This window comes from Pseudoalteromonas sp. MM1, from assembly GCF_030296835.1.
In the GTDB taxonomy this organism is placed as follows: Bacteria; Pseudomonadota; Gammaproteobacteria; order Enterobacterales; family Alteromonadaceae; genus Pseudoalteromonas.
This window is the reverse complement of record NZ_AP027922.1, coordinates 1,834,217-1,852,782: the sequence shown is the minus strand read 5'-3', so window position 1 is coordinate 1,852,782 and position 18,566 is coordinate 1,834,217. Positions and strand designations below refer to the sequence as shown.

At 38.5% G+C, this 18,566-nt stretch carries 17 protein-coding genes and 2 pseudogenes; 11 read left to right on the top strand and 8 right to left on the bottom strand.

Going from position 1 to position 18,566, the window contains the following annotated elements:
* Positions 1–44 precede the first annotated feature (44 nt).
* Positions 45–2,156: pseudogene (locus QUE46_RS08400) on the top strand (TonB-dependent siderophore receptor).
* Positions 2,157–2,276: 120 nt separating this feature from the next.
* Here QUE46_RS08400 and QUE46_RS08395 read toward each other — a convergent pair.
* Positions 2,277–3,026, bottom strand: a complete 750-nt coding sequence (locus tag QUE46_RS08395) for an ABC transporter substrate-binding protein (protein WP_286244391.1) — start codon at positions 3,024–3,026, stop codon at positions 2,277–2,279.
* A 137-nt stretch (positions 3,027–3,163) separates the two neighbouring features.
* Positions 3,164–4,078: a 2OG-Fe(II) oxygenase family protein gene (locus QUE46_RS08390; RefSeq protein ID WP_286244390.1), complete on the bottom strand. Its 915-nt coding sequence runs from the start codon at positions 4,076–4,078 to the stop codon at positions 3,164–3,166.
* Between the two features lie 298 nt (positions 4,079–4,376).
* Here QUE46_RS08390 and QUE46_RS08385 point away from each other — a divergent pair, with 298 nt between their 5' ends.
* Entirely contained in the window at positions 4,377–4,982 is a 606-nt protein-coding gene (locus QUE46_RS08385; RefSeq protein ID WP_286244389.1) for a hypothetical protein, read from the top strand.
* 382 nt (positions 4,983–5,364) lie between these two features.
* A complete protein-coding gene (locus QUE46_RS08380; protein ID WP_286244388.1) occupies positions 5,365–5,679 on the top strand; it encodes a hypothetical protein in 315 nt (104 codons plus the stop codon).
* A gap of 48 nt (positions 5,680–5,727) precedes the next feature.
* On the opposite strand, the gene msrA is transcribed toward QUE46_RS08380, so the two are convergent.
* Positions 5,728–6,327 (bottom strand): peptide-methionine (S)-S-oxide reductase MsrA, encoded by a 600-nt coding sequence (gene msrA, locus QUE46_RS08375; RefSeq protein WP_286244387.1) that lies wholly within the window; start codon positions 6,325–6,327, stop codon positions 5,728–5,730.
* Between the two features lie 235 nt (positions 6,328–6,562).
* On the opposite strand from msrA, the gene QUE46_RS08370 reads away from it, so the two are divergent.
* Positions 6,563–6,757 carry a CPXCG motif-containing cysteine-rich protein gene (locus QUE46_RS08370; protein ID WP_058428886.1) on the top strand — a complete coding sequence of 65 codons (195 nt, stop codon included), beginning with the start codon at positions 6,563–6,565 and terminating at the stop codon, positions 6,755–6,757.
* 57 nt (positions 6,758–6,814) lie between these two features.
* On the opposite strand, the gene QUE46_RS08365 is transcribed toward QUE46_RS08370, so the two are convergent.
* The gene (locus QUE46_RS08365) at positions 6,815–7,015 is read right to left on the bottom strand and encodes a hypothetical protein (protein WP_002962626.1); all 201 of its coding nucleotides are present in this window, start codon (positions 7,013–7,015) and stop codon (positions 6,815–6,817) included.
* A gap of 99 nt (positions 7,016–7,114) precedes the next feature.
* On the opposite strand from QUE46_RS08365, the gene QUE46_RS08360 reads away from it, so the two are divergent.
* Positions 7,115–7,597 (top strand): GNAT family N-acetyltransferase, encoded by a 483-nt coding sequence (locus QUE46_RS08360; RefSeq protein ID WP_286244386.1) that lies wholly within the window; start codon positions 7,115–7,117, stop codon positions 7,595–7,597.
* 139 nt (positions 7,598–7,736) lie between these two features.
* A complete protein-coding gene (locus QUE46_RS08355) occupies positions 7,737–8,351 on the top strand; it encodes a MarC family protein (RefSeq protein ID WP_286244385.1) in 615 nt (204 codons plus the stop codon).
* A gap of 288 nt (positions 8,352–8,639) precedes the next feature.
* On the opposite strand, the gene QUE46_RS08350 is transcribed toward QUE46_RS08355, so the two are convergent.
* The 3 genes and pseudogenes from QUE46_RS08350 to QUE46_RS08340 all read right to left on the bottom strand — a co-directional run bounded on the left by QUE46_RS08350 (position 8,640) and on the right by QUE46_RS08340 (position 10,975).
* Positions 8,640–9,776 carry an MFS transporter gene (locus tag QUE46_RS08350; RefSeq protein ID WP_286247633.1) on the bottom strand — a complete coding sequence of 379 codons (1,137 nt, stop codon included), beginning with the start codon at positions 9,774–9,776 and terminating at the stop codon, positions 8,640–8,642.
* A 23-nt stretch (positions 9,777–9,799) separates the two neighbouring features.
* Positions 9,800–10,756: pseudogene (locus tag QUE46_RS08345) on the bottom strand (MFS transporter); the annotation flags it as partial.
* 12 nt (positions 10,757–10,768) lie between these two features.
* Positions 10,769–10,975 (bottom strand): hypothetical protein, encoded by a 207-nt coding sequence (locus tag QUE46_RS08340; RefSeq protein ID WP_286247630.1) that lies wholly within the window; start codon positions 10,973–10,975, stop codon positions 10,769–10,771.
* A gap of 75 nt (positions 10,976–11,050) precedes the next feature.
* Between QUE46_RS08340 and QUE46_RS08335 the strand changes: the two genes are divergently transcribed.
* Complete coding sequence (locus QUE46_RS08335) at positions 11,051–11,992, top strand: LysR substrate-binding domain-containing protein (RefSeq protein WP_308447159.1); 942 nt, start codon at positions 11,051–11,053, stop codon at positions 11,990–11,992.
* A gap of 44 nt (positions 11,993–12,036) precedes the next feature.
* Here QUE46_RS08335 and QUE46_RS08330 read toward each other — a convergent pair whose 3' ends face one another.
* A complete protein-coding gene (locus QUE46_RS08330; RefSeq protein WP_286247626.1) occupies positions 12,037–13,248 on the bottom strand; it encodes a porin in 1,212 nt (403 codons plus the stop codon).
* A gap of 614 nt (positions 13,249–13,862) precedes the next feature.
* On the opposite strand from QUE46_RS08330, the gene QUE46_RS08325 reads away from it, so the two are divergent.
* From QUE46_RS08325 to QUE46_RS08310, 4 genes are all read left to right on the top strand, one after another.
* Positions 13,863–15,452 (top strand): ABC-F family ATPase, encoded by a 1,590-nt coding sequence (locus tag QUE46_RS08325; protein ID WP_286247709.1) that lies wholly within the window; start codon positions 13,863–13,865, stop codon positions 15,450–15,452.
* Between the two features lie 150 nt (positions 15,453–15,602).
* Positions 15,603–16,085, top strand: a complete 483-nt coding sequence (gene purE, locus QUE46_RS08320; protein WP_024033606.1) for a 5-(carboxyamino)imidazole ribonucleotide mutase — start codon at positions 15,603–15,605, stop codon at positions 16,083–16,085.
* A gap of 2 nt (positions 16,086–16,087) precedes the next feature.
* Complete coding sequence (locus QUE46_RS08315; RefSeq protein WP_286247623.1) at positions 16,088–17,239, top strand: 5-(carboxyamino)imidazole ribonucleotide synthase; 1,152 nt, start codon at positions 16,088–16,090, stop codon at positions 17,237–17,239.
* Positions 17,240–17,354: 115 nt separating this feature from the next.
* Positions 17,355–18,518, top strand: coding sequence for an endonuclease/exonuclease/phosphatase family protein (locus tag QUE46_RS08310; RefSeq protein ID WP_286247621.1), 1,164 nt, complete (start codon positions 17,355–17,357; stop codon positions 18,516–18,518).
* The last annotated feature ends 48 nt before the right edge of the window (positions 18,519–18,566 follow it).

Here is an 18,566-nt window from a genome sequence, read left to right as displayed (position 1 = left end):
GACTATATAACTATAAAATACTTACATTACTCACAAGGTTCACAATGAAAACCAATCCAAAAGGGCTTAAGCTCACCTATTTAAGTACTTGCCTAGTAAGCTTATTTAGCAGCCACGTAATGGCTGCTGAGCAAAACCAGCAAAGTACAAGCGTAAAGGATGACGCAATTGAAAAAGTAACCGTTGTTGCATCTCGCCAAGCTTACCAAGGTAACTTTAGCCCTTTAGAAACACCACAATCAGAGCTTAAAATTGACTTAGAAGCCCTTGAAAACGCAGGTGCAGTAAGCCTTGACCAAGCACTTGATTTATCTGCCTCTGTTGCGCGCCAAAACAACTTTGGTGGGCTTTGGAATAGTTTTGCATTACGTGGTTTTGTAGGCGACGAAAACTTACCAAGTAACTACTTAGTAAATGGCTTTAATGCAGGGCGTGGTTTTGGTGGCTCGCGTGATTTGTCGGGTATTGAGTCGGTAGAGGTTTTAAAAGGCCCGCGCGCGGCTTTATTTGGCCGTGGCGAACCAGGTGGTACTGTAAACTTAGTAACAAAACGCCCAACGTTTGATACGCAAGGCGAAATTAAACTCTCTGTAGGTAGTTTTGACACTTACCGCGCTGATGTTGATTACACCACACCGCTTAACGACGACGTTGCAATAAGACTGGTTGGTTTTTACGAAGATGCCGAAAGCTTTAGAGATACCATAGAAACTACTAAGCAAGGCTTTAGCCCGTCAATAGTATGGAATATTAACGACAACAGCCAGCTTATATACGAACTTGAATACAGCGACTAAGAAGTACCGTTTGATAGAGGTGTATTAGCTATTGATGGCGAGCTTGGCCTTATTCCAGAAAGTCGCTTTTTAGGTGAACCGGGCGATGGCCCCATTGAAGCCGATGTACTAGGGCATCAGTTAGAGTATATTCATGACTTTGATGATAACTGGAGTATTTTATTTGGTGCAAACTACCGCGATACGTCTATGGAAGGCTTTGCAACCGAAACCGGTTTTGGTGGCGTAGTAGATGGCGAAGTAAATCGCTTTAGACGCTACCGCGACTTTGATGCTAAATACCACGTATTGCGTGCAGAGCTAAGCGGTAGTATTGAGCTTGGCGGTTTTGAGCACCGTTTAATTATGGGTATAGACGCAGATAAATTTGAAAACGACCAAGTAATTTTACGTGTACGTGGCGATCAATACATTAATGTATTTAACCCTGTTTACGGTGCGTATGAATTACCAACGCCAACATCAAATACCGACCGCGTAGAGATTCAAGAATCGTTAGGCATATTCATTCAAGATCAAATAAGCTTAACCGATAAACTAGATATTCGTATTGGTGCACGTTTTGATGATTACGAGCAACGCTTAAATAACCGCTTAGCTAATACCAACACTAAACAAACTGAGTCGCGCGTGAGCCCGCAGTTTGGTGTGGTTTATGAAGCAAGCGATTATGTATCGGTTTATGGTGCTTACGGTGAAAACTTCCGTCCGCTTTCGGGTGCTGATGCCAATGGCGATGGTTTTGAGCCAAACCAATCTACCTCTGCTGAGCTTGGGGTTAAATTTACCCTAAACGATGGCGCCTTATTTGGTACTGTTGCCGTGTTTAAAGTAGAGCAAGACAACATGCTAGTTGTAGATGACCCAACAGCGTTTACTTACGCAGCCATTGGTGAAGCACAAAGTAAAGGGATAGAAATAGACCTAACGGGTGAGCTTACCGATAGTTTAGAAATTTGGGCGTCGTATGCGTATGTTGATGCCCAAATAGAAAACTCATTTTTTGATGCAAACTTTGGCTACACAGTTAACGCAGGCGAGCCACTGTTAAATGTACCAGAGCACCAACTTAGCTTACAGCTGGTTAAGACGGCTGAGCTTTATGGTAATGCTATAAAATTTGGTGGTGGGTTGTTATATGTTGATAACCGCAATGGTTTTTTTGGTACCGACTTTGAGTTACCAAGCTACACAACCGCGCGTGCTTTTGTAAATTATGATGTAACAGACGCGATTGGCATTACCGCTGAGGTAAACAACCTGTTTGATGAAACGTATTACACAAATTCGTTTGCAGATGCGTGGGTACAACCTGGTACACCAAGAAACGTTAAGTTTTCTGCATCATATAAGTTTTAATCGTTTTTAAGCTAAAAGTGCAGCGTTTAACTTATGCGCTGTAAAATGTAAAAAGGTCGCTGATTTTTAGCGGCCTTTTTTTTACCAACCCGCATATTTAAGTATTAATGCTGATTGCTATTATTTTGCGTGTTTGTATTTTTCAAAAATTTTGTGGTATTCGCCTGATTTTTTTAATTTTTGTAGCTGAATATTAAAGTCATCACGTAGTCTTTTTGATTTAAATAGATAACCATTAGGGCTTTTGCCAAACAGTGCAAAGCGATCTACAGGTTGAGTGGTATCAATATCTTTGAGGGTAGAGCGATAGTAGTCAAAACTTTGTTTATCCATTTGAATGACATCAGCTTTATTAGAAAAAAGCATTTTCACTTGGAGAGATTGGTCGTGAACTTCGTAATATTGCGTATTGGCTTTTGCCATTTTTGCATATTCTTCGCCTAAGTGTATGGCGGCGCTGGGCCACGAAATTAAGCTGTAATCTGTTAAATCTTCAATTTTAGTAAAGTTAAAGTGTTTATTAGTTAATGCTACAGCTATGTTTTCGTATACATAGGCTTCATCAGAAATATAACCCTTGAGTAGATTTCCGTTAGCGGTGTTTAAATTTATGTCGGAAAGTATATCGATTCGACCTCTTGCATAACCATTAGCACGGCGTGCGTAGGGGTAAAAACGCGGCTCGATTTCATATCCTAAAGGCATTAATGCAGCTTTAATTATATCGAGAGTTATACCGCTTTGGGTATGTGACATTACAAAGGGAGGTAGTGACTCGCCAAACCCCACAACCAAATTTTTTTTAGCAGGAGCTGCGCTAAGAAAAGGGGATACAAGTAATGCGATAATTATAAAAAATTTTAACTTCATTAGGCTGTTTTAATTAACTTGGCATAATAAAAATATAGTAACTAAGTGGTTATGCAACAAGTAAATAGCCCATTAAAGTATTATTAAATACCTTTAATGGGCAAGTAATAGGAGCAAAAGGTTAAACTTGGCACCGTTTAAAAAGGTGCATAGCCATCTGGCGTGGTTTTTGGCGTAGTCCAACGATCTTTTGCATCAATATCTGTACGTTTTGATCCCGGTGCAGGTATACGGCCATTATCGCCAAAAAGCCATAACACTAAGTTTGTTCTGTCGCCACTGGTAATAGGTTTTGCAGCGTGTGGCACACTGCCTTTGTGGATCATGGCGGTGCCTGGTTTAAAACTTAACTGCACAACTTTAGCATTTACTTGGTCGTAAAAATCAAGCTCTGATCCGCTAAATTCTTCCCCAGGTAAGTTTAAATTAATATTTAATGTTACCGACGATGCATCGGTATGCGGACGAATAGACGCATCGGTACTTGGATCGTAATAAATAGAAAAGCCAAATGTTTGTGTATCGTAGCCAATTATTTCAGGAAACAATAAACGTGAAATAGGGCGCATGTATGTATTTAATACTTGGTTATAAAATGCCTGAAAACTTGGCGCAGCTAAATAACCCTCTGAACGTTTGTCGAGCATGGCACCACGGCGATTTAATACAATACCATACGGTGGACGCATAGGAATGTTAGCATTCCATACTTTTTCTAGGTAACCACGTAGAACTGCTAAACGCTCAGGATCAAAAAACTGAAACTGATACACATCAGTCGCTACTTCTTCTAAAAGTGCTTTTACTAAATGCTCTTTTGAAGGATCTTGCCATGCAGCATTAACGGCTTCACGTAAGTTTTTATCTAGTAATGAATCGTCAAGGGTAAAGGTGGTTGTATCTACTTCGGTTTCTTCCCATTCTTTCCACGCGTCTGTAATTAGGTCGTCGTTGTTGTACCAAAACTGCTGTACCGAGCGCTCACGGTTTAACATAGCTGTTCGCGATGGTAAATCTAGAGCACGTGCTAGTTGTAATTGATTGGTAGACATATTGTGTAACTCCAGTTGTTGAATTAGTTTGTATCAATCTAGGAGTGCAATTTATTATATTTATTAATTTAGATAAATAAGCTGTTTTAGGAAACAGTATCAAAATAATATTTATAATTAGGTAAGGCTATTTTATAAATGCTCTTATTTGGCTTAATTAGTGAATTGCTCTATCGCTTGAGCCTTTTTAGACAAAAACGTCAGCTTACTTAGTAAAAAAGAAATACTAGGCTTGACATAAAAGGAGAAAATTTCTAATGTACCTATATATTTATTAAGCAAAGTAAAGGGAGCTTACATGTCTTCGATAATAATGAGAACAGAAAATTTGTCACTTAAAGAGAGAAAAGAGCTAGAGATTAAGTGCTCAAATAGACTGAATTGGACTGATGGAGGTAATTGGATGGGGAGAGGGAAAGCTCCAAATTGTATGGTCAAGGAAAGAATCAAAAGTAAATCCTCACACACGCTTTTATTTCCTACTGATTTATCAGCTAATAAATGGAATTCTGAATGGGAAAAAACCATTCGACACGGAGGATATATTGCTTCTGCTTTATTAGGCTTAGCAACAGGGTTTATAGCTACGGCTACGGCTTCATTTTCAGTTTCAGTATTATCAGGCATTGTTTTAGGTGAAACGCAGGCTTCAATTGAATACCCTAAAATGGAAAGGGATTGGAGCTATGAGGTTATATTTGAGTATGATTTTTCATGGTCACCCCATCCTTTTTCTGGAAGGACTTTAACTCAAACCATTACTGGAGTTTCTAAAAACCACCTAGGACAACAAGTCAAATTAAATAAAAACATTCAGAAATACGAGCTTAATCAGTTGCCTGATGGCCTAGGTCGATTATTAGCAAGCTCCCCTCCTAAAATAACAACTTCAGTCTATAGTTAGTATGTTTAAGAAAATATTATTAATTAAATATATTTTTCTCAGTCTTGTTATATCCTCGCCTTTGAGCGCTAAAGATATCTCAATAGAGTATAAATGGAAATTAGTAGAGATTATTGAATCAGATGATAAATCTATAATAATTTCATCTGGTAACTACCTTGAAATTGATGAAAATTCGATACTCGAGGTAATGAAGACCTTTGGCAATAGAAACTATCCCTACTATAGAGAGGAGAACAATTTATTTGTAACATCAGGTTCTCAAACTATTAAATGGGAGATTATTTTCGTTGATAATAATAACCTTCACTTAGTCACGCCAATAGGAACCTATATTTTGGTGCGATAAAATTAAGCTAGGTAGTAAAAGTATGGAAATCACATGTTGCCAAAATGTCTGAATTGCCAAAAGAATATATCTTTAGCTTGGTTTGTTGTTGCTCGTATGTCTACAAAGTATAGGTGTACTGAATGCGGGGCACTGCATGAGTTTACCCAAAGACATAAACTAATTGGTATTATTGCTGTAATTCCACTGATAACTTTAGTGAATGTTTTAGAGAGTATTGTACCTTCTTCAGTATTGAGATTTATACTGCTTTTAGCGCTAGCAGTTATAGTGATGATTTTTATACCTAAACAACACAGACTCTCTGAGTATGATAATTTAAAAGAAGAGATTAAAAATAACGATTAAATTTGATGAGTTAACACCTAACCCATCAAATTTATAATTATTAACTTGTTAGTGGGTTGCTCTATCGCCCCAAATTTCTTCTAGGCGGTTATCGCGGCCGCAACGCCAACGGTATGTGTTGTAACGAATAGGGTTATTTTTATAATAATCTTGATGGTAGCTCTCTTTACCTTTAATAGGGTAAAAGGTGCTGGTACTTAATATTGGTGTTACCACTGTTTGATTAGGGAATTCAGTTATTACTGCTTGTTTGGTTTGCTCTGCTATTTTGCGCTCTTGCTCGTTAGCTACAAATATGGCGCTTAAATAGCTTGGCCCTTTATCACAAAATTGGCCTTTGGCATCAAAGGGATCAATATTTACCCAAAAATGATCAAGTATGCCTTTGTAGCTTACTACATCAGGATCGTAAGTAATTTGTACAGCCTCGTAATGACCTTGATGGTTGCCATTGTAGGTCGGGTTTTTAATTTTACCGCCTGTAAAGCCTGATATTACATCTTTCACGCCTTCGAGTTTTTCAAAGTCGCTTTCCATGCACCAAAAACAACCACCGGCTAACACTGCTTTTTCGGTTTTGGCTGCATGTGAAAAGGTGCTAAACAAAATTGCGGCAGATGTTAATGCAAGCGTAAGTGATTTCTTCATAAAATAATCTACCTCTACTATGAGTTTAAATACATATTCTTAATAGCTAGACCCGTTAACTGTAAAACCTATTTCATTGTTTTTAGTAGGCTAACGTGAATATCCTGAAAAGTACTATACGTATTAGTTTTAAATTAAGACCATACTTACATTGGCTACCCCCTTAGCACAGTGTTGTATTATTAGAGTGTGTTTATTAAAGTGAAAGCATTAAGCTAAAAGTAGCAGGTGTTAAATGAACCAGTTAACAGAAAAATCGATAAGTTGCCCGTATTGCGGTGAAAGCATAGAAGTATTATTAGACGCGGCTGATATTGATGAGCAATACATAGAAGACTGCCAAGTATGCTGTAAGCCTATTTCGTTTGTTGTTTTTGAAGACGATGATGAGTTAAAAGTAAATGTATACAGTGAAGACGATACATTTTAATTAGACGTTAATTATAAAAAAGGCTGCAAAACTGCAGCCTTTTTTATTTATGAAGTGTTAGCTATTTTGTTCTCGAGCTAGCTGGTTAGGGAGTAGCTCTTCTACTATTTCGCGAGCGGGGAGTGTATAACGTGTGCCATCAAACATGACTGAGGTAAACTCGTTTATATTAGTAATGCCGGTTAGGGTCCAGCCTTCACCACGTTTAGGGCAGTATACGGTGGTGGTGGGTTGAATTACTTTAAAATCGTCGCTCATTATTGCTCTCAATATCGGCTATAAAGATAATGCTTGTGAATACGCTATGGTAAGTTAATAATGCTTAACCATAAAGCGCTATTTTAACTCCTGTATAAAATGTTTAAAACAACTCACCTTGAACGTGTTACTTTGCGTTTAATTACCCACAAACATGCCCCGCAATTATTTACTATTTTGAATCACCCGCAAGTGAGCGAATTTAACGATTACAAAACACCATTGAGTAAAAGCGAAATTAAGCAGTTAATACAAGATGATATTACCGCTTATTACGAAGGTGAAGTGATTAGAGTTGCAATTGAACATAATATTACCGGCGAGTTAATGGGGACCTGTGGGCTTTATAATTTATCGGCGTGTAAAAGTAGGGCGTTTATTGGCTTTGAGCTTGACCCTATGTATTGGGATAAGGGCATTATGTTTGAGGTAATAACTGGCTTTATACACACACTTAAACAGCATATTGGCCTTAAATATTTAAGCGCTGAGGTAAGTGCCCATAATGCGCGTTCGCATAATTTACTTTTAAAATTGGGGTTTAGTTTACGCGAGCATTCTATATGGCATAAACAGTTATAGCGATTATGCGTTAAAAAAAACTCATCATTATAGGAACAAATAAAATATAAAATTTAGTCTATTTGACTTATAGTGAAGTGTAAGCAAATGAATTTGTTACCCGAGTTTTTAAAACGTGTTCGCTTAACAAGGATTTTATATGCTAGAAAAACTATCTCAAGATGCCCTCGTTATTTGGGCCACCATAGACCCAATAGGCACCATGGCGCTATTTGCTGCGCTTACTTCTCATTTAACTGATCAACAACGTCGTAAAACTGCATTTAAAACGGTGCTTTATGCCGGGGCTGTTTTACTGGGCTCTATTTTAATAGGGCAACTAATACTTAATGCGATGGGTATTAGGTTGGTTTCGTTTCAGTTAGGGGGCGGAATTATATTGTTTTTGTTTGGCCTGCAAATGATTTTTGGCAGCGACTCTAATAAAGCAAAACAAGATCCAGGGCACGATATTGCCGTGTTTCCGCTTGCTATACCAGCCACAGCTACGCCAGGCGCAATTTTGGCTGTAATACTGCTTACCGATAATCATATACATCCTATTACCACTCAAATAGGCACTGCGTTGGTTACGCTAGGTGTATTAGGAGTTACATTAATACTGCTATTACTTTCGGGTAAAATTATTAAGCTAATTGGTACGGGCGGCGCATCTATTTTAACGCGCGTAATGGGCATGATTTTAGCGGCGTTTTCAGTTGAGCTTATTATGACTGCGCTTGAAATTAAGCAGTGGGTAACGTTAGGGCCCTGATCAGCTTTATAGGTTTGTTATAATTAAGGTGGATACTGTATTTATATACAGTATCCACCTTTTTGCTTATAATAGCTTTAATTAATACTTGTTTACTAAGACTAATTTGCTGACTTTACAATGCAGTTAACTAAAGTAACGATTATTGCTGGTGGTTTTACATTAAAAGAACACATCATACTAATGTGTTATATAAAACTAATCTTAGCAAAAGTGTAAAATGAAATAAAAGTAGCCAATAGAAAGGGCTGAATGACTACTTTATTAGAACATTTTTATCGATTGTTGCTAGTGTGCTTTGGGTTTAACAAATAAGGTAACAGCAACAACAGCACTTAAAATGGAGCAAATAATAAATACGTTATGAATTCCCCCAGGTATATAGTCCATAAACGAGGTAAAAAACTGCCCAGAGAATACCGCCATAGTAAAGTACGATAAGTTACGGCCACGTACGTTTTCTGCGCTGAGCTCTACCGTCATATGGTTTAAAAGGGGGATGCTAAAGCCAAAACCTATCCCTATTAATATTGCACCTAAAATTAAAACTAGGGTAATTGGTTGGGTAAAACATACATACGATAAGCCAAACCCTAAAAACGCCAGTGCCAGTACGTTTGTTTCGCCAATTAGCTTGGTTGCTTTAGGCATTACGCCCGCAGTAACTACAGCTACTAACGATATAAATGCGAGTAACTGGCCAATTTGAGATTCGTTATAGTCAAGTGCACTCATAGTAATAGGTAATAAAACGGTCGAGGTAAAAAATATAGTCATTGCGAGGGTAGAAACTATATAAACCCCTTTTAATTTAAAAGAACCAATAACGGTTTTGGTATTTTCAGTTATGTGTTCTTCCACTAGGTTGCTTGCTTTATGTTTGCTTGGAACAAAAAACAAAAGCATGGCTAAAAATACCCAGGCAATTAAATAAAGCGCCAGTGGTAACCCCCAAAACTTTGAAGCTAAATAACCACCTAAAAATAAAAATATGACTCCGCCAAGTTCTATAGCCATGCCTTGTTTGGCTATCATGCTTAAGCGAGCTTCACCTTTGTACCAAGTAGAAATTAATACAGTGCAGCCAGCCATCACTATGGCCGTTATGCCACCAAGAATAAATCGGTTAATAAATACAATTGTTGGGCCATATAAAAAGTAGCCGCTAGCACCTACAAATCCATATAAAAATAACCCGATGATTAAAAGTTTATACGCGCCATATTTATCTATTAACCGCCCGGCAATTGGCGCAAATACAACAGCACCTAAAGAAGGTAATGTAATTAAAAGTACAGTGTTATTAGTAATGCCTAAACCGTTTGAAATGCTAACTAAGCCAGGCGCTAAAAGAGTGCCAACCATTATGGTTAAGCTGGCAATACATAATAAGGTAAAGCTACCTGCCGCTTTGAGTGAATTCATCGTTGCTCCAATTAATTTATAAGTTACGCTTTTTTAGCAAGGGCATTAAAAAGAGCGCTCATAATTATAAAAATAATACTTATGGCAATTACGCCATCCCATTTGTATAAATCAAATGCTTTTACACCTGCCGCAGAGCCAACGGCTCCACCAATGTAATAACCCAGCATATAAATGCCGTTTATTCTGCTTTGTGCTTTTGGATCTATACTAAATACCCGAACTTGGTTTGATACCTGCGCGCTAAACACCCCAAAGTCTATGAGTATAATGCCAACTATTAACGCCACTAAACTGCTACCAAATAGTCCTGTAATTACAAAACCTATTGCAATTAAGCTAAGCGATATGGCAATAACGTTTTTAGAGCCAAGCTTATTTACAAACTTACCCGCTAATTTTGCGCCTATAACTCCTGCAAGGGCTATAACGCCAAATAATCCAGCTTGTTGCGCACTGTAATTAAATGGACCATCGCTTACATAAATTGCAAGGGTTGCCCAAAGCACATTAAAAGCGGCAAACCAAAATGCGCCTGAAAACGTAAACATACGCAGTTGTTTGTATTGCTTAAATAAACTTAAGCTACTTTTTATAAGCGCTAAGTAATTTAAATTAGCATGTGGTTTATTAACGGGTAAAAATACATAAAGTAGGGCGCCAAACAATGTGGCTAATAGCGCCGACATATAAAAAACACTTTGCCAGCCCATGTGCTCACCAACAAAACCACTTAATGTACGTGAAAGTAATATTCCAAGTGTTAACCCCATCATTAATGTACCCAGCGTGGCACCTTTGTTTTGAGCGCTTACCATTGATGCAACAAAGGGAATAAGTTGCTGTGTAATATTGGCGCCTATGCCAATTAAAAATACGCTTATAAGTAATACAGTTATATTGGGCGCTAATGCCGCAATGAGCGACGCTGCAACTAACAAACCAGACAAAATACTGATTAGTTTTCGCCTTGGCAGTGAATCGCCAAGTGGTTATATAAACAAAAGGGCAAACCCATAACCAAATTGCGTTAATGCAGGAATACTTCCTAATTGAGCGTCTGTTAAATTAAACGCGGCTTTCATTAAAGGCAGTATGGGTTGGTTGTAGTATAAATTAGCAGCGGTTGCTGCTATTGCAGTTGTCATTAATAGTAATAAAAAACGGCTTATCTGTTGGTTATTTTTAACCTTTGACATCCTCATTACTCATACTTGTTTTACATGTGTACACAATAATGGCTTTAATGACATAACAAAAATGTTATTATTTTATTGAATCTATACAGTTTTGTTATTGGTGACGTTTTGGATATTAAAACATTAAAAAGTTTTATTAGTGTGGCAAAGCACAAGAGCTTTTCAGGTGCTGCGCGAGAATTACATACTGTACAACCTGCAATAAGCCGGCATATTTTGACTCTAGAAGCCGAACTTGGGGTTAATTTGTTTATACGTAATTCACGCGATGTCGCTATTACCGAAGCAGGTGAGCAGTTATTAAAAGACGCCAATGCCATTGTTGAATTAACTCAACAAGCTAAAACTAACGTTAAACGTGCTCAAAGTGGTCAAATTGGGTCGCTTACTATAGCCCATTTAAGTTCTGCGTGTTTATCGTTTATGGCGGCGCTCGTGCGTAGCTACAAAGAAAAATACCCACATGTTCACGTAACGCTTATAGAAATGACCGCTACAGAGCAAATAGAGGCGCTTAAAAATGAGCGCATTGATGTTGCGTTTTCTCGTCCTTTACCTAATTCGATTAAAGATGATTATTTTAACCACTGTATTTATATTGACTCGTTAGTGGCTATTGTTAATCAAAATCATTTACTTGCAACGAGGAAAAGCATTGATTTGGCGAGTCTGAAAAACGAGCAGTTTATTATTTTTAATCGCGAAGAAGCGCATGGGCTATTTGATGAAACCATTTTACAGTGCAAAAATGCACAGTTTTCACCAAATATTATTAGCCAGCCTAGACATATGCAAACCTTAGTTACCGAGGTAGCTGCAGGGCTTGGCGTGGCTATTGCGCCTTATTGCGTGCGTAAGTTATACAGTGAAGGGTGCCATTTTATTGCGCTAAATAATGTTACTACGCAAATACCGGTAGAAATTCAATTTAAAAAAACACTTACCAATGCAGCTGTAAATGGGTTTGTAGATATTGCACTTAGTACAAGACAACAAATTCAAAAAAGTATGGCATAAAAAAGCCCAGCTAAATTGCTGGGCTTAAAAATTGAGCGAGTAAGTTAAAATTTATATCTGAATCCAAATGCAATACCGTCATCTTCCGACTGTTCCATTTGTGCTTGCTGATCTTTATCGTCGCTTTCAAAGTCACTAAAGTCTTTACGTGCTTCTACGTAGGCAATGGTGTTTTCATCAATTAAATAATGAACACCCACTACAGCAAATTGGCGTTTAAATACATCGTTTGGGTCGGCGTTAAAGTTAGGTTGAATAACGTAGTCGTCTCCGGCATCTAAAATGTTATAAGCCACAAATGGGCGTACATCATTATCAAAGCGGTACGACATAAAGGTTTCTACACCAATAGAGTCTTTAATTAAGCGCCCTAGGTTATCGGTATCGTGGTTTTCACTTTTATTTATGTTAGCGGCAACGTATAACCCGGGCTTTTCTATGCTGCCCCACATTACACCCGCACCAAAAATTAAATCTTCAACGGATTGCGTTGTACCATCGCCGTACGTTACATCAAATTCACCACGGTTTATTCCAGCTGTTAACGTTAACATTTCGGTAGCGTTATAAGTTACAGAACCACCAAAGGTGTAGTTAAATTCAACTTCTTGTGCTGCACTGTCGCCAGTATTCCAAAGGGCTTCACAGGCTTCTTCCGAAATATCATCAACATCACAGGTATAAAATTCGCTGTTTTTAAGTTGCGCTTGTACGGCAAAACTAAAATCGTTGTAGCTATTACGGTATTGAATTAGTTTATCACCACGGCCAGTACCATTTACCGCACCGTCGTCTTTATTGTATGTGTAAACACCTGCGGCATTACCATCCCATACAAAGCTGTTATTGGTGCCGTAAACTACGTCGTACCACGCACCCCATTGTTTACCAATGGTAATTTGCCCGTATTTTTCGTGCGATAGGCCAGCATAACCTAAACGGTTATATAAAAACTCATCTTGAATAGATTCAAAGCGGTTGTTGTAAATAATATCGCTACTACCAACCGGGTTTACACCCCATTCAACTAACGCCAGTGCTGACCAATCTTTTTTAAGTTGGCGAGTAAAGCCAAAGTTTATACGCGATGTACCATTGACCACTTCGGTTTGGTTTTGCGTATTAATAACACGCACATCAAGGTAACCACCCACTTTGATAGTGTTCTTATCGTCCTTATAGAGCTCTACTGCAGAAGCTGCTGGCGCAACTACTATGCTTGTTCCTAATAGTAGGGTTGCAAAGTTTTTAATCATTTGTGATGCCTTGTGTGTATTAACTTTAAAAAGTGACATTAGATTTAGAAGGCATGAAGACTAGCAAAGCCATAATAGGCTCAAAAGTGAAAAATAATCATTAAAAATAACGCCAAAAATGAATATATATTCACTGGACGTTAATGGTGTTTTTTATCTGTTAAGGGATGTGTGGATTTTAATTAAAAGCTACGTAAAAAGTGCTGAATATGATGCATGCACATCACTTTTAAAGTGAGATAAATTCAAGTTGTGTAAAAATAAAACGCTAGTGCAAAAACTCTAAAAAGCATTTTATATCATTAATATAAACACAGGAATCTGTTTTATAAAATGCTTTGCGATAAACAATCGACTTATTAAGTTAAACGGTATTACTTGTAGTCGTTCACGCTCTGTAATGGCACAAATAAAAACGCATTCATATGGATCTAAGCCCACTTTTTATTTGAATAAGCATTCACTTGTTTTAAAGTCACTATTTTAGGATTCTAATGAATGGAATAGGGCACTGTTCATCACTTTTCAACCTTAAACTTTCATAGAAAAAAAGCCTTATTTAGTTTAAACTGCGCGCAATTTAAATACATCTTGTCCCCTTGGAGGGTAGCGCTATTATTAGTACAGCTAACATCACCATGCAATTTGGTGCTAAACCGTTATTTGAAAACATATCTGCAAAGTTTGGCGAAGGAAACCGTTACGGTTTAATCGGTGCAAACGGCTGTGGTAAATCTACATTTATGAAAATCCTAAGTGGTGAATTAGAGCCATCTTCAGGTAACGTAAGTACAGATCCAAATGAACGCGTGGCTAAACTAAACCAAGACCAGTTTGCTTACGAAGAATACTCTGTAATTGATACTGTGATCATGGGCCATAAAGAATTATGGGATATTAAACAAGAGCGTGACCGTATTTACTCATTACCAGAGATGAGTGAAGAAGACGGCATGAAAGTAGCCGATTTAGAAACTGAGTTTGCCGAAATGGACGGTTATTCAGCTGAGTCTAAAGCAGGTGAGCTTTTATTAGGGGTCGGTATTGCTACAGAGCAGCATTACGGCCCAATGTCTGAAATTGCACCAGGATTTAAACTACGCGTACTACTTGCGCAAGTGCTGTTTTCTGATCCTGATATTATGCTACTTGATGAGCCAACCAATAACTTGGACATTTACACCATTAAATGGTTAGAAGATGTGCTTAATCAACGTGATTGCACCATGATCATCATCTCGCATGACCGTCACTTTTTAAACTCAGTATGTACGCATATGGCCGACATTGATTACGGTGAGCTTCGTATTTATCCAGGTAACTACGATGAATATATGTTTGCAGCAACACAAGCACGTGAGCGCCTATTAAGCGAAAATGCTAAAAAGAAAAGCCAAATTGCTGAACTACAACAGTTTGTATCGCGCTTTTCTGCAAACGCGTCAAAGGCTAAACAAGCAACCTCGCGTGCAAAACGTATTGATAAAATTCAGCTAGAAGAAGTAAAAGCCTCTTCTCGCCAATCGCCATTTATTCGCTTTGAACAAGAAAAACAACTATTTCGTAATGCACTAGAAATGACAAATATAAGCCAAGGTTTTGACGACAATACCTTGTTTTCAAATTTAGAAGGCTTAGTAGAAGTAGGCGAGCGTATTGCCATTATCGGTGAAAACGGGGTTGGTAAAACAACACTACTTAATACACTGGCAGGGCGTTTAGCACCTAAGTCCGGAGAGTTTAAGTGGTCTGAAAATGCCAATATTGGTTACTACGCGCAAGACCATGCAGATGAGTTTGATAAAGACATGAACTTGTTTGAGTGGATGGAACAATGGCAACAAGAAGGCGACGACGAGCAAGTGGTTCGTGGCTTTTTAGGGCGCATGTTATTTTCGCAAAACGATATTAAAAAGTCTGTAAAGGTTATTTCAGGTGGTGAACAGGGCCGTATGTTATTTGGTAAAATTATGATGCATAAACCAAATATACTGTTAATGGATGAGCCAACAAACCACATGGATATGGAATCTATTGAGGCGTTAAACCTTGCATTAGAAGCGTACGAAGGCACATTATTGTTTGTATCGCACGATCGCCAGTTTGTATCATCGGTTGCCACCCGCATTTGGGAGATAAAAGACGGCCAGGTGATTGACTTTAGAGGCAACTACAGCGAATACCTAGCAAGCAAAGAAGTATAAGCACTTTGTAACTGCAACCCTTTAAAAGCCATGTTTAAACGTGGCTTTTTTTGTTTTTGTGAGTCGCAATTAAACTTGGTTTGGGTATAATACCCGCCTAAAACCGGACATAAGTCCGCTATTTTTAAAATACATTACTGAGGAGTATTTATGACTGTTGGCATTATTATGGGTTCTAAATCAGATTGGCCAACCATGGAACACGCAGCGCTCATGCTCGAAAAATTTGGTATTGAGTACGAAACAAAAGTGGTCTCTGCGCACCGCACTCCTCAACTTCTTGCAGATTATGCAAATTCAGCCGCAGATCGTGGCATAAAAGTGATTATTGCTGGCGCCGGTGGTGCTGCGCATTTACCAGGTATGGCAGCGGCATTTACATCGCTTCCTGTGCTTGGTGTTCCGGTTAAATCTAAAGCCTTAAACGGTGTAGATTCATTGTTATCTATTTGCCAAATGCCAAAAGGCGTAGCCGTGGGTACACTTGCAATTGGTGAACCAGGTGCTGCTAACGCAGGTTTACTTGCTGCACAAATTTTAGGGTGCCAAAACCCAGAAATTTTTGCAAAAATTGAAGCATTTCGTAAAGAACAAACCGAGACTATTTTAGCTAACCCTAATCCTGCAGAGTAAAAATGAAAATTTTAATTTTAGGTGCCGGCCAACTTGCACGAATGATGAGCCTAGCAGGCGCCCCCCTTAATTTAAATGTGGTTGCTTACGATGTAGGCAGCCAAAAAATTATGCATCCGCTAACCGGTGAAATTTACACAACCACACTTGAGCAGGCAATTAGTGACGCTGATGCGATTACCGCTGAGTTTGAGCATATCCCTGATGATGTACTTACACTGTGTTGCAACAGTAATAAATTTTACCCAGGGAAAGCTGCCATAAAAACTGGTGGCGATCGCGCATTAGAAAAAGCGTTACTAGATAAAACAAACGTAGCGTGTGCGCCGTATCAACTGATCACAGAAAAAGCGCATTTAGAATTAGCGGTTAAAACCCTAGGCAAACCGCTGGTTATTAAAACGTGCCAAGCAGGGTACGATGGTAAAGGGCAGTGGCGTTTAAAATCAGATGACCAAATAGAGCAAATTTGGTCGGAAATGGCTGATTTTATTGCCTCTGGCACACAGGATGCGCCACACAGCATTATTGCTGAAAAAATGATCCCGTTTGACCGTGAAGTCTCTATTATTGGTGCACGCGATAAGCAAGGTAATGTGGCTATTTACCCAATTACTGAAAACGAGCACACCAACGGCGTGCTTACTTTATCAATTGCGGGTAAAAATAACACACTGGTTGAGCAGCAGGCCCATAGTGCATTTACAAAAATTGCCAACGAGCTTAATTATGTTGGCGTACTTGCCATTGAGTTTTTTGATGTAAACGGCACTTTACTGGTTAACGAAATTGCGCCGCGAGTTCATAATTCTGGTCACTGGACCCAGCAAGGCTGTCATTGTTCGCAGTTTGAAAACCACATGCGAGCGGTTGCTGGTTTACCACTAGGTAATACAGAGCTTAAGCAGATTACTGCCATGATTAACGTACTGGGCCAAGCAAGTATTCCTACCGAAGTTTTAAAGGTTAGTGATGTAACCAGCCACTGGTACGGAAAAACGGCAAAACCAGGTCGTAAAATGGGGCACATTAATGTATCTGCAGATAATATTAATAACCTTGCCGATAAACTTGGGCAACTAACCGATTACCTACCTGAGCAAGAGTACCCCGGCATTTTAAAATCCGCTACTGCATTAATGCTGAGTGAGTAAAGGCTGTAATTAATTAGTTAAGTACCGGCTTAAGCCGGTATTTTTTTGTCATAAAAATAGGTATTAAATGTGTAATACTGATAAAGTCTATTTTTTAATTTTTTGAAGTAATAAAATGAAACAAAAATTACTTTATGGCGCATTAGCCATTGCAGCTTCATTTAGTTTAAATGCTACAGCCAGCCAAAGCCTTCGTATTGCCACCTTTAATGTGAGTATGGATGCAACTAATCACACGCCAAAAGGCGAGCAAGTTAACCCCGATGCGCTAGTTAATGCACTAAAATCAAACCACCAGCAAATAAAAAATATAGCCGAAATAATTCAGCGTGTTCGCCCTGATATTATTTTATTAAACGAGTTTGACTACATCCCAAAAGCGCAAGGGATAGAGTACTTTAAAAAACATTATTTGAGTATTAGTCAAAATAAACAACAGGCTATAGATTACCCGTATAGTTTTATAGCGCCTGTAAATACGGGTTTAGCCACTGATTTTGACCTAGACAATAATGGTAAAAAAACGAAAGTAATGGGTGATGCTCAAGGCTTTGGTTTTTTTGAAGGGCATTATGGTATGGCCATATTGTCTAAATTTCCAATCGATATAGAAAAGTTGCGTACATTACAAACCTTTAAATATAAAGATATGCCTGATGCGCAAATGCCAATTGATCCAAAAACAAAAGAGAATTGGTATAACACGCAAGAATGGCAAGCACTTAGGCTTAGCTCTAAATCGTTTTGGGATGTACCCGTAGTAATAAATAATAAAACGGTGCATGTACTTGCCTCGCACCCAACTCCGCCAGTGTTTGATGGCGATGAAGACAGAAACGGTAAACGTAATCACGATGAAGTTAGATTAATTGCTGATTATATCGCTAATAAAGCGTACATTTACGACGATAACGGTCAAAAAGGCGGTTTAAAAGCAAATTCGCGCTTTGTTATTTTAGGTGATCTAAACGCAGCGCCAGAGGGCGACAAAGCACGGGTTGAAACCACCAATCAAATTTTAAACAACCCACTTATAAATTCACAATTTATACCGCAAAGCGCTGGTGCTAAAGAGCAATACCCGCAGTCATACGCAAAGCACTTTACCGCTAACTGGCAAGCACGTGTGGATTATGTTTTACCCTCTACTTATGGGTTTAAAATACAAGATGGCGGCGTGTTTTGGCCCACTAAGCACAGTGAGCAATATAGATTAATTAAAGATAGAAACGCATCGAGCGATCATCGGTTAGTGTGGCTAGATTTACTAATAGAGTAAACTCAGCTTTACCGTGAAAATGTGTTATTTATCTTAAAAAATTGCAAT